The sequence below is a fragment of the Dyella sp. C9 genome, from assembly GCF_003332825.1.
Classification (GTDB): Bacteria; Pseudomonadota; Gammaproteobacteria; order Xanthomonadales; family Rhodanobacteraceae; genus Dyella.
In genome coordinates this window covers 41,726-56,869 of sequence record NZ_QIRF01000003.1, presented here as the reverse complement: position 1 = coordinate 56,869, position 15,144 = coordinate 41,726, and the positions used below count along the sequence as shown (strand labels likewise).

15 protein-coding genes are annotated in these 15,144 nt (G+C 66.1%); 7 read left to right on the top strand and 8 right to left on the bottom strand.

Features of this window, described 5'->3' with window-relative positions:
- Positions 1-2: 2 nt before the first annotated feature.
- The 3 genes from DVU99_RS04945 to DVU99_RS04935 are packed head-to-tail and all read left to right on the top strand — an operon-like array spanning position 3 to position 2,504.
- Positions 3-761 carry an ABC transporter ATP-binding protein gene (locus tag DVU99_RS04945; protein ID WP_114239107.1) on the top strand — a complete coding sequence of 253 codons (759 nt, stop codon included), beginning with the start codon at positions 3-5 and terminating at the stop codon, positions 759-761.
- Entirely contained in the window at positions 758-1,693 is a 936-nt protein-coding gene (locus DVU99_RS04940; protein WP_114239106.1) for an efflux RND transporter periplasmic adaptor subunit, read from the top strand. Before DVU99_RS04945 ends, DVU99_RS04940 begins: the two co-directional genes overlap by 4 nt.
- Positions 1,694-1,745: 52 nt before the next feature.
- Complete coding sequence (locus tag DVU99_RS04935; protein ID WP_232823457.1) at positions 1,746-2,504, top strand: MipA/OmpV family protein; 759 nt, start codon at positions 1,746-1,748, stop codon at positions 2,502-2,504.
- Between the two features lie 31 nt (positions 2,505-2,535).
- Here the strand turns inward: DVU99_RS04935 and DVU99_RS04930 are convergent, their stop codons facing one another.
- Together DVU99_RS04930 and DVU99_RS04925 are read right to left on the bottom strand one after the other, a co-directional pair.
- Positions 2,536-2,856, bottom strand: a complete 321-nt coding sequence (locus DVU99_RS04930; RefSeq protein ID WP_114239105.1) for a non-heme iron oxygenase ferredoxin subunit — start codon at positions 2,854-2,856, stop codon at positions 2,536-2,538.
- Positions 2,853-3,401 carry a GNAT family N-acetyltransferase gene (locus DVU99_RS04925; RefSeq protein WP_114239104.1) on the bottom strand — a complete coding sequence of 183 codons (549 nt, stop codon included), beginning with the start codon at positions 3,399-3,401 and terminating at the stop codon, positions 2,853-2,855. Before DVU99_RS04925 ends, DVU99_RS04930 begins: the two co-directional genes overlap by 4 nt.
- 155 nt (positions 3,402-3,556) lie before the next feature.
- On the opposite strand from DVU99_RS04925, the gene DVU99_RS04920 reads away from it, so the two are divergent.
- Entirely contained in the window at positions 3,557-5,593 is a 2,037-nt protein-coding gene (locus tag DVU99_RS04920) for a M13 family metallopeptidase (protein WP_114239103.1), read from the top strand.
- A gap of 150 nt (positions 5,594-5,743) precedes the next feature.
- Here the strand turns inward: DVU99_RS04920 and DVU99_RS04915 are convergent, their stop codons facing one another.
- Complete coding sequence (locus tag DVU99_RS04915; RefSeq protein WP_114239102.1) at positions 5,744-7,138, bottom strand: pyridoxal-dependent decarboxylase; 1,395 nt, start codon at positions 7,136-7,138, stop codon at positions 5,744-5,746.
- Between the two features lie 180 nt (positions 7,139-7,318).
- On the opposite strand from DVU99_RS04915, the gene DVU99_RS04910 reads away from it, so the two are divergent.
- Positions 7,319-7,588, top strand: coding sequence for a DUF333 domain-containing protein (locus tag DVU99_RS04910; protein WP_198670187.1), 270 nt, complete (start codon positions 7,319-7,321; stop codon positions 7,586-7,588).
- 33 nt (positions 7,589-7,621) lie between these two features.
- On the opposite strand, the gene DVU99_RS04905 is transcribed toward DVU99_RS04910, so the two are convergent.
- The 5 genes from DVU99_RS04905 to DVU99_RS04885 form a co-directional block, all read right to left on the bottom strand.
- Positions 7,622-8,869: a cysteine desulfurase gene (locus DVU99_RS04905; protein WP_114239100.1), complete on the bottom strand. Its 1,248-nt coding sequence runs from the start codon at positions 8,867-8,869 to the stop codon at positions 7,622-7,624.
- Between the two features lie 33 nt (positions 8,870-8,902).
- Positions 8,903-10,222, bottom strand: a complete 1,320-nt coding sequence (sufD, locus tag DVU99_RS04900) for a Fe-S cluster assembly protein SufD (RefSeq protein ID WP_114239099.1) — start codon at positions 10,220-10,222, stop codon at positions 8,903-8,905.
- On the bottom strand, positions 10,219-10,989 hold the full coding sequence (gene sufC, locus DVU99_RS04895; RefSeq protein WP_114239098.1) for a Fe-S cluster assembly ATPase SufC: 771 nt from the start codon (positions 10,987-10,989) through the stop codon (positions 10,219-10,221). The genes sufD and sufC overlap by 4 nt, the downstream gene beginning before the upstream one ends.
- Positions 10,990-11,124: 135 nt before the next feature.
- The gene (sufB, locus tag DVU99_RS04890) at positions 11,125-12,603 is read right to left on the bottom strand and encodes a Fe-S cluster assembly protein SufB (RefSeq protein ID WP_114239456.1); all 1,479 of its coding nucleotides are present in this window, start codon (positions 12,601-12,603) and stop codon (positions 11,125-11,127) included.
- Between the two features lie 43 nt (positions 12,604-12,646).
- Complete coding sequence (locus DVU99_RS04885; RefSeq protein WP_114239097.1) at positions 12,647-13,081, bottom strand: SUF system Fe-S cluster assembly regulator; 435 nt, start codon at positions 13,079-13,081, stop codon at positions 12,647-12,649.
- Between the two features lie 331 nt (positions 13,082-13,412).
- On the opposite strand from DVU99_RS04885, the gene DVU99_RS04880 reads away from it, so the two are divergent.
- Positions 13,413-13,751, top strand: a complete 339-nt coding sequence (locus tag DVU99_RS04880) for a P-II family nitrogen regulator (protein WP_114239096.1) — start codon at positions 13,413-13,415, stop codon at positions 13,749-13,751.
- Entirely contained in the window at positions 13,735-15,078 is a 1,344-nt protein-coding gene (locus DVU99_RS04875) for an ammonium transporter (protein ID WP_114239095.1), read from the top strand. The genes DVU99_RS04880 and DVU99_RS04875 overlap by 17 nt, the downstream gene beginning before the upstream one ends.
- The last annotated feature ends 66 nt before the right edge of the window (positions 15,079-15,144 follow it).

The window sequence follows — 15,144 nt, the reverse complement described above, 5'->3', positions numbered from 1 at the left end:
CGATGAACCAGGCCGCGCACCTCACCTCCCCTTCGGTCTCGCTGCAGGCACGACACGTCAGCAAGTCGTTCACCTCCGGCCAGATCCGCAGCACCGTGCTGCACGACATCACGCTGGACATCCGCGCCGGCGAACTGACCCTGATCTCCGGCCCGTCCGGCTGTGGCAAGAGCACCTTGCTGGCCATCCTCAGTGGCCTGCAACCCACCGACGGCGGCCAGGTCATCGCCCTGGGCCAGGATCTCAACCTGCTCGGCCCACGCCAGATCGAACGCTTCCGCCTGCTGCACACCGGCTTCGTGTTCCAGGGCTTCAACCTGTTCCCCGCGCTCAACGCGCTGGAACAGGTGGAGTTGCCGCTCAGCTACCTGGGCCTTGCGCCCGCCGAGGCGCGTCGCCGTGCCATGGCCTCGCTGGAAGAGGTGGGCCTGGGCCCACGCATGGGCCTGCGCCCTTCGGAACTCTCCGGCGGCGAAAAGCAGCGCGTGGCGATTGCCCGCGCGCTGGCCAAGCAGCCGGACCTGCTGTTTGCCGATGAGCCCACCAGCGCGCTGGATGCCGCCAACGGCCAGATCGTCATCGACATCCTGCATCGCATCGCGCGCACGCATGGCACCACGGTACTGTGCGTGAGCCATGACCCGCGCCTGGTCGGCCACGCCGATCGCGTGCTGGCCATGGAAGATGGCCGTATCCTTAGCGACCGTGTGCCATCACCCACGTCGACGCCGGCCTCCGGCATCGAGGAACCTTCTGCATGACCCTGCGCCGCCTTCATCCCTTGCTCGCCCTTGCCCTCGCCGTGCCGTTGCTGGCCGCGTGCTCGCACGATGACGCCAGCAAGGCCAGTGCGCAGGCGCAGGCCCCCACCTATGCAGCGGTTGCGCGCGGGCGCGTCGACGTCGAGGGCGGGCTGCTCAAGCTGAGCATGCCACGCGATGGCGTGGTGGCCGAGATCAAGGTGCACGAGGGCGACCACGTGCACAAGGGCCAGGTACTGGCGGTGCTGGACACCAAGCCTGCGCAACTGGCCGTGAGCGCTGCCGAGGCCGAGCAGAAGCAGGCCGAAGCCCAGGGCACGCTGCTCGAAGTCCGCCTCAAGGCCGCCCAGCAGCGCGCCGAACGCCTGGCCGCCGCCGCGGCGGCCGGCGCCGGCGACGGCCAGAGTGCGGATGACGCACGCGACTCCGCCCAGCAACTGCAGGGCGAACTGGACAATGCGCACGCCAGTGCCGCCATGGCTGCACAGAAGCTCGAAGCCGCACGCTACGAACTGGCCCAGCGCAGCCTGGTGGCGCCGGTGGATGCGCAGATCGTCGAACGCGACATCCAGCCGGGCGCCACCGTTTCCTCGCAGGGAGGCCCCGCCTTCGTGCTGCTGCCCGAAGGCGCACGCATCGTGCGGGCCGAGCTGAACGAATCGTTCGTCGGCGCCGTGCATGAAGGCATGCATGCCCAGGTGGTCGACGACAGCGGCAGCGGCGCTCCCGTGCTGCTGGCCCACGTGCAGCGCATCGGCACCGTGTTCGGCCCCAGCGCGCTGGAAGAAGATCCGCTGATTCGCGCCAACACCCGTACGGTGGAATGCGTGCTGGCTTTCGACCAGCCTCCTCCGCCCTCGCTGCGCATTGGCCAGCGCGTGATCGTGCAGTTCACCGCCGACGCAGGCGCTGCTGCCAAGAGCAGCCACTAACCGCGTGGTGCGTCGCCGCTCTGCCGCAGCCCGCCTCGCCCAGAGGCTGCATGTGGCCGTACTCAGCGTTGGCCTGGGCTTGACCGGCCTGGCCCGTGCGGACGATGCGATCGAGGGACCAAACATCATGCTCGGTGCCGGCATGCAACGCATGCCGGCCTGGATGGGCTCAAGCGAGCATCGCAACCAGCCCATTCCCTACATCGAGGCGGAGCTGCCCTGGCATATCACGCTGTCCACCCTGGATGGCCTGACCGTCGACCTGATCCACGGCGACCAGTGGCACGGCGGCCTGTACGGCAACTACCTATGGGGGCGGGATCGCGACGAATTGGGGCCCAGGCTCGGCGGCATCGTCGATTCGCTGTCACCGCGCCTGCAGGCTGGCGGCTACCTCGAATACCACCCCACCGTGCAGCTCAGCGTGGGCGGCAACCTCAGCCACGACACCCAGGGCGCAGGCGCCTACCTCAACCTGTATGCGGACTACGACCTGCCGGTCATCGGTTACCTCAACCACAGCCTGGAAGTGCAGTGGCAGGTGATGAACGGGGCGGCGATGCGGCGCTTCTTCCAGGTCACGCCGCCCCAGGCCGAGCAACTGGGAGTGCAGCCCTGGATACCCGAGGCCGGGAGCCAGCAGATCAGCTTCGAATACGACGCTTACATGCCTACCAGCCTGCACACGGGGTTCGCTTTCGCGGTCAACTACACCCGACTGCTTGGCGATGCATCCGACAGCCCGCTGGTGCAGCACTTCGGCTCGGCAAACCAGCTGACCACCACGCTGGCGTTCGTCTACCGGTTCTGATCACGCCGGCGCTTTTGCGCAACGCCATGGATCAACGGTCGTCGCGCGTCCAGATCTGCCCATCCACCTCGTGCACCGGAAAACTGGCAATCGGCTCATAGGCGGGTGGACAAGTGACGGCGCCGGTGCGCACGTCGAAACGTGCCCCGTGCCGCGGGCATTCCACCTCGAAGCCGTGCACATCGCCGCCGGCCAGCTCACCGCCATCATGGCTGCATACGTCCTCGATGGCGTACAGGTCACCGTCGATGTTGTACACCGCGATCGCCGTATCGCCGTCCCACACCACCTTGAACTCGCCGGGCAGCAATTCGCTGCGCGTGCCCACGAAAATCCAGTCGGCGAGATTCATGCCGCCACCCCGGCCAGCGGTTTGCTCATCCAGACAAAGCGCAGGTCGTCGCGCAACGGCACGCCAAAGCGCGGCTGGCCATAGGGGAACGGACGCGTCTCGCCGGTCAGCTGGTAACCACGGCGCTCGTACCACGCGATCAGTTCGGCACGCTGTTCGATCACCGACATGCGCATGGCGCTGGCCTGCCACTGCACCTGCGCCAGACGTTCGGCCTCGGCCAGCACGCTGCGACCCAGGCCGCCGCATTGCAGTTCGGGGCTTACCGCGAACATGCCGAAGTAGCCGGCCGGTCCCTGGCGTTCGATATGGCAGCACGCCAGCAGCGTGCCATCGTGCTCGGCCAGCAGCACGATGCTGCCGTCGCGGTCGATCAGCTCGGCCACGCTTTGCGCATCGGTACGCTGGCCATCGAGCAGATGGGTTTCGGTGGTCCAGCCGCGCAGGCCGGATTCACCGCGATAGGCAGATTCGACCAGCACAACGATCGCGGGCACGTCGGCGATCACGGCCGCGCGATAAGCAGGGATGGGAAAAGTAGGCATGTGGCCATGATAAGGCGGACGACCGCGGATCGCACTGCACAATGACCTTCGACACTGTGCCCAGGCCATGGGCCTTACCTAGCCTGCCCGCTGGGCCGCGTTGGACTTGCTGCACCATCCGGATGCGTACGACGCGGTCGCCCACGGGAGAATCCATGAAGAATCGCATTGTGAAACCGCTCGCGCTGGCCATTGGCCTGGCTGTCTGCACCGGCGCGCTGGCCGCTCCGTCGGGCGCCTTCGACGTGAAGGAACTGGACACCACCAAGGACGCGTGCAACGACTTCAACGGCTTCGTCAATGCGAAGTGGGTCGCCGCCAACCCGATTCCGGCCGACCGTACCCGCTGGGGCTCGTTCGACGCCCTGCGCGAGGACAGCCTCAACGTGCAGCACGGCATCGTGGAGAAGGCCGCCAAAAGCGCCGCCCGGGCCAAGGCAGGCTCGATCGAGCAGAAGATCGGTTACTTCTACGCGTCCGGCATGGACGAAGCCGCCATCGAGAAGGCGGGCTTCGATCCGATCAAGCCGGAGCTTTCCCGTATCGACGGGCTCAAGAACAGCGGCGACATCGTTGCCTACATCACCGACAGCTATGCGCACGGCCATGCGGTGGCGTTCCGCTTCTACGGCAGCCCCGACTTCAAGGATTCCAGCCGCCAGATCGCCTATGCCGGCCAGGGCGGCCTGGGCCTGCCCACCGCCGATTACTACAGCAAGCCCGATTTCGAGAAGATCCGCACTGCCTACCTGGCGCATATCGCACGCACGCTGCAGCTGGTGGGCGTAAGCCAGGCCGACGCCCAGGCGCAGGCCAAGGCGGTGATGGCCGTGGAAACCCGCCTGGCCGCGGCCTCGCTGGTGCCGACCGAACTGCGCCAGCCGGAAAACCGCTACCACTACGTCAGCATCGCCGATGCCGACAAGGTCACCCCGCACCTCGAGTGGTCCGCCTTCTTTAAGGCCCAGGGAGCCGACGTCAAGGACGGCTTCTCGCTGTCGCAGCCGAAGTTCTTCGCCGAATTCGACAAGATGCTGGGCGACGTACCGGTATCCGACTGGCAGGCCTACCTGCGCTTCCATGCGATCAGCGCCGCGTCGGCCTACCTGTCCACGCCGTTCCAGCAGGAAGACTTTGCCTTCAACGCGCAGACGCTCAACGGCCAGAAGGAAATGAAGTCGCGTTGGAAGCGCACACTCGATGCCGTCGAGGACGGCATGGGCATGGCGCTGGGCCAGCTGTACGTGGCGCAGACCTTCTCGCCCGAGTCCAAGGCGCGTGCGCAGGAGCTGGTGAACAACCTGCGCGCAGCCTACAAGGTGCGCATCGAGAACCTTCCGTGGATGAGCGAGGCGACCAAGCAGAAGGCACTGGAGAAGTGGGCCAGCTTCACGCCCAAGATCGGCTATCCGGACAAGTGGCGTGAATGGGACGGCCTGAGCATCCAGCCCGGCAACTACTTCGCCAACGTGCAGGCCGCCGACAAGTTCAACTACGACTACATGGTCGGCAAGATCGGCAAGCCGGTGGACCGCACCGAATGGGGCATGACCCCGCAGACGGTGAACGCCTACTACAGCCCGCAGAAGAACGAGATCGTGTTCCCCGCCGCCATCCTGCAGCCGCCGTTCTTCGACGCCAAGGCCGACGATGCGCTCAACTACGGCGGCATCGGCGCGGTGATCGGCCACGAGATGGGCCACGGCTACGACGACCAGGGCAGCAAGTTCGACGCCCAGGGCAACAACGCCAACTGGTGGACCGACGAGGACCGCAAGGCCTTCGAGGCACGTACCGACAAGCTGGCCGACCAGTTCAACCACTACGAGGCGCTGCCCGGCAAGTTCGTCAACGGCAAGCTCACCATGGGCGAGAACATTGGCGACCTGGGCGGCCTTAACGCCGCTTACGATGCGCTGCAGATGGCGCTTGCGAAGAACCCGAAGGAAGCCGCCAGCAAGATCGACGGCTACACCCAGGACCAGCGCTTCTTCCTCAACTGGGCGCGCGTGTGGCGCGGCAACATCCGCCCCGAGGCACAGCTCACCCTGCTCAACACCGACCCGCACGCACCGGCGCAGTTCCGCGCCATCGGCGCGCCGTCGAACATGGCCGCCTTCGCCAAGGCGTTCCAGTGCAAGTCCGGCGACAAGATGGTTCGCGATGGCGAGCAGCAGGTGAAGATCTGGTAACCAGCATCGCAACACCGTAAAACGAAACGCCGCGGCCTGCCGCGGCGTTTTCGTTTCTTGCCGGCGCCTACCCCGTGCGAGGAAGCGACGTCTCGCCCTCACCGCTCCGCCAGTCTGTCGCGACCAGCATTCGCGCCTAGGGATGAACCTTCAATTCGACAGCAGCCTTTGCAGGGCGGCAAACGTGCGGTCGATGTCGGCGTCGGTTGTGCGCCAGTTGCAGATCGCCGCTCGTAGAATCGGTTCGCCATTCAACACCGACGGCGACATGTAGGCCGTACCGTCGCGATGCAGCGCCCGCTGCAGATTCGCGATCGCGTTCGCATCCGCCCCCACCGGGGCGAAGCAAACCACATTGAGCCGCACCGGTGCAGCCAGGCGGAATCGGGCATCGGCGGCGATCAGCTCGCCCAGGTGACGAGCGGCCGCGCAATTGCGCTCAACCACCTCGGCATAGCCCTCGCGCCCATAGGCCAGCAACCCCATCCACAATGGCAACGCGCGGAACCGCCGCGAGTTCTCGGGCGTCAGGTGCAGGTAATGATCAGGCAGCGGCTCCGGCGGTGGCAGGTAAGCCGAATGATTCTGGAACACCTCCACCTGCAGGGGCAGGTGTGCGGTGAACACGACCGCGCAGTCGTAGGGCACGTTGAGCCACTTGTGCGCATCCACCGTCACCGAATCGGCGGCCTCGATGCCCGCCATCAAGGCGCGCCGCCGAGGTGAAGCCGCGGCCACGCCACCGAACGCCGCGTCGACGTGCAGCCAGAAGCGATAGCGCTGCTTGAGCCGTGCGATCGCAGCGAGATCATCGAAATCGACGGTGTTCACCGTGCCCGCGCTGGCGACCACAATGCTGGGGCGATCGCCATGCTCGCGCAAGGCATCCTCCAGCGCATCCACGTCCAGCGCTTCGCGACCGCGCAGCTGCGGCACCTGACGGATCGCATTGCGACCCAGGCCGGCCATGCTGAGCGCCTTGAGCGTGCTCGAGTGCGCGCTGCCGGAGAACACCGCCGTAGCCGGCATGCCGTGCAGCCCATCTGCCGCGACGTCGCGCCCATGCTCATGCCCGATCCATTGGCGTGCGAGCGCCATGCCGACGTAATTGGCCATGGTCGCGCCGGTGACGCATACCCCGGTCCACTCGGCTGGCCAACCCAGCAGCTGTCTGAGCATGTCCACCGCCTGCAACTCGATCGTCGCGGCGCAGGTATCGCCGTTACGCTGGGTATTCTGGTCGTATGCGCTGACCAGCCAGTCGGCTGCAAGTGAGGCCGGCGTTCCGCCGCCCGTCACGAAGCCGAAGTAGCGAGACCCCGGACTGCCCGACAACAGCGGCGAGTAATCGCGCTCGAACCGTTGCAACACGGCCTGCGCACCCTCGCCGCCTTCCGGCAGCGCGATGTGCGCAGGCAAGTCCACAGGCTGGCTCGCGGCCGCCGGGCGGCTATCCAGCGAGGACAGGTAATCGACGGCCATGCTGCGGGCACGGTCGAGAATCGCGTCGAATGCGGAAAGATCTTCCTTCAGATGGGGATGCACGGAGCCTCCTTGAACCCATGGGCACTGCGGCTGCGCCGCGCCATGTCGTCGGATATAGCCGCTGCAGGCGTCAGCAGTCTTTCGTGCGCCACCCCGCGCCAGCCGCGGCGGCTATAGTGAAGCTGGGGCCCATACTGAGTAGCGGAGACGGCGATGCGGAAATTGACGATGAGCGGAAGCATGCTGGGCCTGATCGCATGTGCCACTGCGGCGACAACGCCGCCGGTCACGCAGCCCGCATCAGGTTCCACCGTCGGCCTCGCCAACCCTGCTTCCGTCAACTGCGCCAGGCAAGGCGGACGACTGGACCTGCGCAAGGACGCCAAGGGCAATGTCAGCGGAATCTGCGTCTTCCCGGATGGACGCCGATGCGAGGAATGGTCGCTGTTTCGCGACAAACAATGCGTGAAGCCCGGTGACACCCTGCCCGCACACGGCTCGAGCCCGTGAGTCATGCGGCGCCATCGGCGCCGCATGCAGCGATCACATCAGCAGCTTGCGCACCTTCAGCAGGGCGGTGATGAATGCGTCGACTTCCTCGCGGGTGTTGTAGAACGCCAGCGAGGCGCGCAGCGTGGCGGGCACGCCGTAGAACTGCATCAGCGGGTGCGCGCAATGGTGGCCAGAGCGCACGGCCACTCCCTGCAGGTCGAGCAGCGTGGCCAGATCGGTGGCCTGGGCACCCTCGATCAGGAACGAGATGACCGGCTCCTTCTCCTTGGCTTCGCCAAACAGGCGCAGGCCCGGGATCTCGCGCAGACGCTCGGTGGCGTATGCCAGCAGCTGCTGCTCCCATGCGTGGATCGCCTCGAAACCGATCGACTGGTAGTAGTCGATGGCGGCGCTCACGCCCGCGAAACCCGCGATGTTGGGCGTACCGGCCTCGAACTTGTGCGGCGGCTCGGCAAACGTGGTCCCGCTGAAGCTGACCTCGCGGATCATTTCGCCACCACCGAAGAACGGCGGCATGGACTCGAGATGTTCCTTGCGCGCCCACAGTGCGCCGGTACCGGTCGGCGACAGCATCTTGTGGCCGGTGAACGCATAGAAATCGCAACCCAGCGCCTGCACGTCGACCGGTCGATGTGGCACGGCCTGCGACCCATCCACCAGCAGCGGAATGCCGCGCTTGCGGCACTCGCGCGCGATCTCGCGCACCGGATTGACCGTACCCAGCACGTTCGAGACGTGGGTAAGGCACGCCAGCTTCACTTCCGGCGTAAGCATCTCGAGGTACTTCTCGACGATCAGCTCGCCGCGCTCGTCGATCGGCGCCGCCTTCACCGTGGCGCCGCTGCGCGCGGCCACCAACTGCCAGGGCACGATGTTGGCATGGTGCTCCATCACCGTGGTGAGGATGGCGTCGCCCTCCTTCAATCGCGGCAAGGCATAGCTGTACGCCACCAGGTTCATCGACTGGGTGGTGCCCGAGGTCAGGATCAGGTCATTGCGCGAGGTGGCATTGATGAAACGCGCGAGCTTGTCACGGGAACCCTCGTAGGCCGCCGTAGCTTCCTCGCCCAGCAGGTGCACGGCGCGCGACACGTTGGCGTTGTGCAGGCGGTAATGCTGGTCCACCGCCTCGATCACGCTCACCGGCTTCTGGCTGGTGTTGGCGTTGTCGAAATAGATCAGCGGCTTGTCATGCACGGTGCGCGACAGCAGCGGGAAATCCTCGCGGATGCGCTGCACGTCGAAAACGGTCGCTTGCGGCTTGGTTTGTGCGTTCATCGTGATGATTTCGCCTGTGTCGCGGTTGAGTGCTCAGGCCGAGGGCAGGTGTGCCATCAGCTGCTGGTCGAGGTGTTCGCGCAGCCCCTGCTCGGGCAGCGACTCGAACACGGCCCGACAGAACGCCGCCGTGAGCATGGAGCGCGCCTCGGCCAGCGGAATGCCGCGCGAGCGCAGGTAGAACAGCGAGCGCTCGTCCAGCTGGCCGACCGTGGCGCCGTGGGCAGCCTTCACTTCGTCGGCGTAGATCTCCAGCTCCGGCTTGGTGTCGATCTCGGCCTGGCCCGACAGCAGGAGGTTCTTGCTGCTGAGGCTGGCATCGCTGCCGTCGGCACCCGGCGCCACCACGATGGCGCCACGGAACACGCCGCGCGAACGCTGGTCGGCCACGCCACGCCATACCGATTCGGAAGCCGTGTTGAGCGCCTGGTGACGGATCGCCATCTGCGTGTCGACATGCTGACGGCCGTTGAGCACGAACACGCCACGCGTATCCAGGCGCGCACGGTCGCCGGCCAGGGTCGCATGCAGGTCGTGGCGCACCAGCGAACCACCCAGTTCCAGCACGTACAGCGCGGCCTGTGCATCCTCGTCCAGCTGCACGCTGTCGTGGCGCACCAGGGTGCTGCCTCCGGCCGCATTCTGCAGCGTCACATGGCGCAGCCGGGCGCCCTTGCGCAGCACGATGTCGGCCACCTGGGTGCCAAGATGCTGCTGCTCGCCGCTGCTGGCGTGATGTTCCACCAGCGCAAGCTCGGCGCCCTCGCCCAGCTCGATGACATGGCGCACGTGCCAGGCCAGGTCACCTTCGGCCGGCACCCCGATGAACAACAGGTGCACCGGCTGCGCGACCTTGACGCCCGCCTCCACGCGCAGCACCACGCCGTCACCGGCCAGTGCCGCATTGAGGCGGGCGAACACGTCACCGCCTTCGCGGTAATGACGCGACAGCGCGAAACGCAGCGGCTCGGCGTCCCCCCTCAGTGCCTGCGACAGCGGCAGCAGGCCCAGTCCAGCCGGCAACGCGTCGATGCGCGAAAGGTCGGCGCGGAACACGCCGTTGACGAAGACCAGCGTCGGCCCGTCGATGCCCGGCAAGGAAAAAGCGTCGATGTCGACGGCGCGCATGCCTGCCTGCGCGTCGCCGGGAGCGAAACGGCGCTGTCCGAGCGCGCGCAGCGCGGTGTATTTCCAGGCTTCCATGCGCGTATCGGGCAGGCCCGCGGCAGCAAAAGCGTCGAGATTTTCGCGGCGGGCCGCATCCAGCCAGCCCAGACCGCTGCCCGGAAGCTGCGCCTGCGCGGCGGCCTCCAGCAGCGAATCGACGAAGGGCGTGCGCTGCGCCTCGCTCATGCCGAGGCTCCATTCAACGCGGGATCCTTGTCGGCCACCCACGCGTAACCCTGCTCTTCCAGCTTGAGCGCCAGCGTCTTGTCGCCGCTTTCCACGATGCGGCCGTCGGCCAGCACGTGCACGAAGTCCGGCTCGATGTAGTCGAGCAGGCGCTGGTAGTGGGTGATCACCAGGAAGCCGCGCTCGGCCGAACGCAGCGCATTCACGCCCTGGGCCACCTGCTTGAGCGCGTCGATGTCCAGGCCCGAGTCGGTCTCGTCGAGGATCGCCAGCTTGGGCTCCAGCACGGCCATCTGGAAGATCTCGTTGCGCTTCTTCTCGCCGCCCGAGAAGCCCTCGTTCACGGCGCGATGCAGCAGCTCGTCGGAGATCTGCATAATCTTCAGCTTTTCGCGCACCAGCTTGAGGAACTGCATCGAGTCGAGCTCCGGCTCGCCGCGCTGCTTGCGCTGCGCGTTGAGCGCCGCGCGCAGGAAGTAGGTGTTGTTCACGCCCGGGATCTCCACCGGGTACTGGAACGCCAGGAACACGCCGGCGGCGGCGCGCTCTTCCGGCTCCAGCGCCAGCAGGTCGACGCCGTTGAAGGTCACCGAACCCTCGGTCACCTCGTAGCCGTCACGCCCCGAGAGCACGTTGCCCAGGGTGGACTTGCCGGCGCCGTTGGGCCCCATGATCGCGTGCACCTCGCCCGGCTTCACGGTGAGCGTGAGGCCCTTGAGGATGTCCTTGCCCTCGACGCGGGCGTGCAGGTTTTCGATGATCAACATAGGGAATAGAGAATCGTGAATAGGGAATAGGGAAAAGAGAAAGCCGTCGGCCTTGAAAGGTCATGAGAAAGTCGAGTCAGGGGCGCATGGGAAACAGCGGACCGCTTTTCCTATTCCCAACTCCCTATTCCCTTACTAACCAACAGCACCTTCCAGCGACACTTCCAGCAGCTTCTTCGCTTCTACCGCGAACTCCATCGGCAGCTCGCGGAAGACCTGCTTGCAGAAGCCGTCGACGATCATCGACACGGCGTCTTCCTCGCCGATGCCGCGGCTGCGGCAGTAGAACAGCTGGTCGTCGGAGATCTTCGAGGTGGTGGCCTCGTGCTCGACAATGGCGCTGGGATTCTTCACCTCCATGTACGGGAAGGTGTGGGCGCCGCACTTCTTGCCGATCAGCAGGCTGTCGCACTGGGTGTAGTTGCGCGCGCCTTCGGCGCCCTTCTCCACCTTCACCAGTCCGCGATAGCTGTTGCTGCTGCGGCCGGCACTGATGCCCTTGGACACGATCTTGGACTTGGTGCCCTTGCCGATGTGGATCATCTTGGTGCCGGTGTCGGCCTGCTGGCGATGGTGCGTGAGCGCCACCGAGTAGAACTCGCCCACCGAGCGGTCGCCGCGCAACACGCAGCTGGGGTACTTCCAGGTGATCGCCGAACCGGTTTCCACCTGGGTCCAGGAGATCTTGGAGTCGTCGCCGCGGCAGTCGCCGCGCTTGGTCACGAAGTTGTAGATGCCGCCGACGCCGTTCTCGTCGCCCGGGTACCAGTTCTGCACGGTCGAGTACTTGATCTGCGCCTTCTCCAGTGCAACCAGTTCCACCACCGCCGCGTGCAGCTGGTTCTCGTCGCGCATCGGCGCGGTGCAGCCCTCGAGGTAGGACACGTAGGCGCCGTCCTCGCACACGATCAGGGTGCGCTCGAACTGGCCGGTATGGCCCGCGTTGATGCGGAAATAGGTAGACAGCTCCATCGGGCAACGTACGCCCTTGGGAATGAACACGAACGAGCCGTCGGAGAACACCGCCGAGTTGAGCGCGGCGAAGTAGTTGTCGCCCACCGGCACCACGCTGCCGAGATACTTCTGCACCAGCTCGGGATATTCGCGGATCGCCTCGCTCATCGAGCAGAAGATCACGCCGACGTCGGCCAGCTCCTTGCGGAAGGTGGTGCCCACCGAAACGGAGTCGAACACCGCGTCCACCGCCACGCCCGCCAGCTTGGCGCGCTCGTGCAGCGGCACGCCCAGCTTGTCATAGGTTTCCAGCAGCTTCGGATCGACCTCGTCCAGCGACTTGGGCTTGTTCTTCGGCGAGGCGTAGTAGCTGATCGCCTGGAAATCGATCGGCCCGATGTTGAGCTTGGCCCAGTGCGGCTCGGGCATGGTGAGCCAGTGGCGATAGGCCTTCAGGCGCCACTCGGTCATCCACTCCGGCTCATGCTTGAGCGCGGACAGCTGGCGAATGATGTCCTCGGACAGGCCGGGCGGCAGGCTGTCGGTTTCGATGTCGGTGACGAAGCCGGCCTCGTAACGACGGCCCAGCGCAGCGGCAACTTCGGCGTTGTCGCGAAGCGTGGCGGAGATGTCGTTGCGTTCGGAGGTTTCGGTAGTCATATCGGTCTTCGTGTCGTCGTGGTCAGTCGCCATGCGATCGGGGTCAGCCGATCAGGGTCGCATCGATGCGACGACTGGGTGGTTTGAGCATGTCCGACAGGCTGACCGCACGCAGCGCGGTGTCGACCACGCTGTTGACGTGCTGCCAGTTCGATCGCACGCCGCATTGCGACTGGCGATCGCACTGGCCTTCGGCCAGGCTGCATTCGGTCATGCCGATGGGGCCTTCCAGCGCTTCGATGATCTGCGCCAGGGAGATGTCACCCGCCGGTCGCGCCAGGCGGTATCCACCGTTGACGCCGCGGAAGGATTCCACCAGCCCGGCATGGCCCAGCGACTTGAGCAGCTTGCTCACGGTGGGCAGTTCCAGGCGCGTCTCGTCGGCAATCTGCGCCGTGCTGAGCACGTCGTCAGGATGGGCGGCGATGCAGGTCATCACCACCGTGGCGTAGTCGGTGAGGCGGCTGACGCGAAGCATTGGGGAAGCGGCCGGAGACTGCGGGAATCGGGACCAAAATGGTACTGATTAATGCCCCGGCGGTCAAACCACCGCGGTGCACCAAAAGCGGGATTCATCAGCGGCGGCACGCACTCGGATTGGGCAACTTGATATCGGAACCGGGCGTTGCAGCCCTATCCTCACCGTCATCCCCGCGCACGCGGGGATCCAGCGCCTTTCGCAACCCGTTGAAGTCACTGGATTCCTGCTTTCGCAGGAATGGCGGTGAGGGCCCATCTGCAGGCCGTTAGTCGTCATGGCACGCATCCTGCTGCACCGCGACATATCTGGGGCACGGGGAGCTTTGGGCATGAAGTGGATCACGGCGATCATCAAGCCGTTCACGCTGGACGATGTCCGGCAGGCGCTGACCGAGGTGGGGGTGACGGGCATGACCGTCACGGAGGTGAAGGGCTTTGGCCGCCAGCACGGACATACCGAGCTGTACCGGGGCGCCGAGTACGTGGGGGATTTCCTGCCCAAGCTGAAGCTGGAGGTGGCGGTGGCCGACGATCAACTTGAGCGTGCCATCGAGGCCATCATCGGCGCGGCGCGCACCGGCAAGATCGGCGACGGCAAAATCTTCGTGAGCGAGCTGGAACAGGCCATCCGCATTCGCACGCAGGAGGTCGATGTCGATGCGCTTTGACGGAAGGATCGCCAAGACCCTGTTCGCGCTGTGCACCCTGCTGGCCACCACGCCCGCCTGGGCGCAGGCCGCTGCCGCGCCTACACATATAGATAGTGGCGACACCGCCTGGATGCTCACCGCCACGGCGCTGGTGCTGTTGATGACCATCCCGGGGCTGGCCCTGTTCTACGGCGGCATGGTGCGCGCCAAGAACCTGCTGTCGATCCTGATGCAGTGCTTTGCCATCACCGCGCTGGTGACGGTGCTGTGGATGCTCTACGGCTACTCGCTGGCTTTCAGCACCGAAGGCATGCAGGCCGGCGTCACCAGCCTGCACTCCTTCATCGGCGGCCTGGATCGCGTGTTGCTCGCGGGCCTCAAGCCCGACTCGCGCTACCAGACCGTGCCGGAAAGCGTATTCGTGATGTTCCAGCTCACCTTCGCCATCATCACCCCGGCCCTGATCATCGGCGCCTTCGCCGAGCGCATGAAATTCAGCGCCCTGCTGTGGTTCAGCGGCCTGTGGCTCACCATTGTCTACCTGCCGGTGGCGCACATGGTGTGGAGCGGCCCGGGCTCGTTCCTGGGTGACCTGGGCGTGCTCGACTTCGCCGGCGGCACCGTGGTGCATATCAATGCCGGTATCGCCGGCCTGGTGGCCTGCCTGGTGATCGGCAAGCGTCGCGGCTATCCCAACGTGCCGATGCCGCCGCACAACCTGGGCTATACCGTGGTGGGCGCCAGCCTGCTGTGGCTGGGGTGGTTCGGCTTCAATGCCGGTTCGGCGGTGGCGGCCAACGGCAGCGCCGGCATGGCCATGCTGGCGACCCAGGTGGCCACCGCCGCCGCCGCGCTGGGCTGGCTGGCCGCCGAATGGCTCGTGCATGGTCGGCCCAGCGTGCTGGGCATCGTCTCCGGCGCGGTGGCCGGCCTGGTCGCGGTGACTCCGGCCGCCGGCACTGCCGGCCCGGGCGGCGCGCTGGTGCTGGGCCTGATCGCGGGCGTGATCTGCTTCTTCAGCGCGACGCGTCTCAAGCACAAGCTGGGCTATGACGACTCGCTCGACGTGTTTGGCGTGCACGCGGTGGCGGGCATCGTCGGCGCCCTGCTCACCGGTCCGCTGGCCTCGCCCAGGCTGGGCGGTTTTGGCACCGTGGAATCACTGTGGGGCCAGCTGTGGATCCAGGCCAAGGGCGTGGGCTTCACCGTGGTGTGGAGCGCCGTGTTGAGCCTGGTGATCCTCAAGCTGATCGACTGGACGCTGGGCCTGCGCGTGGACGACGAGCAGGAGCTGATCGGCCTGGATCTCGCGCTGCACGAAGAGAAGGCCTACAACCTCTCGTGAATGCCGCGTCGCCCTCCTCCAGGGAGAGCGATACGGCGGCACCTGTAGGAGCGCACCCTGTGCGCG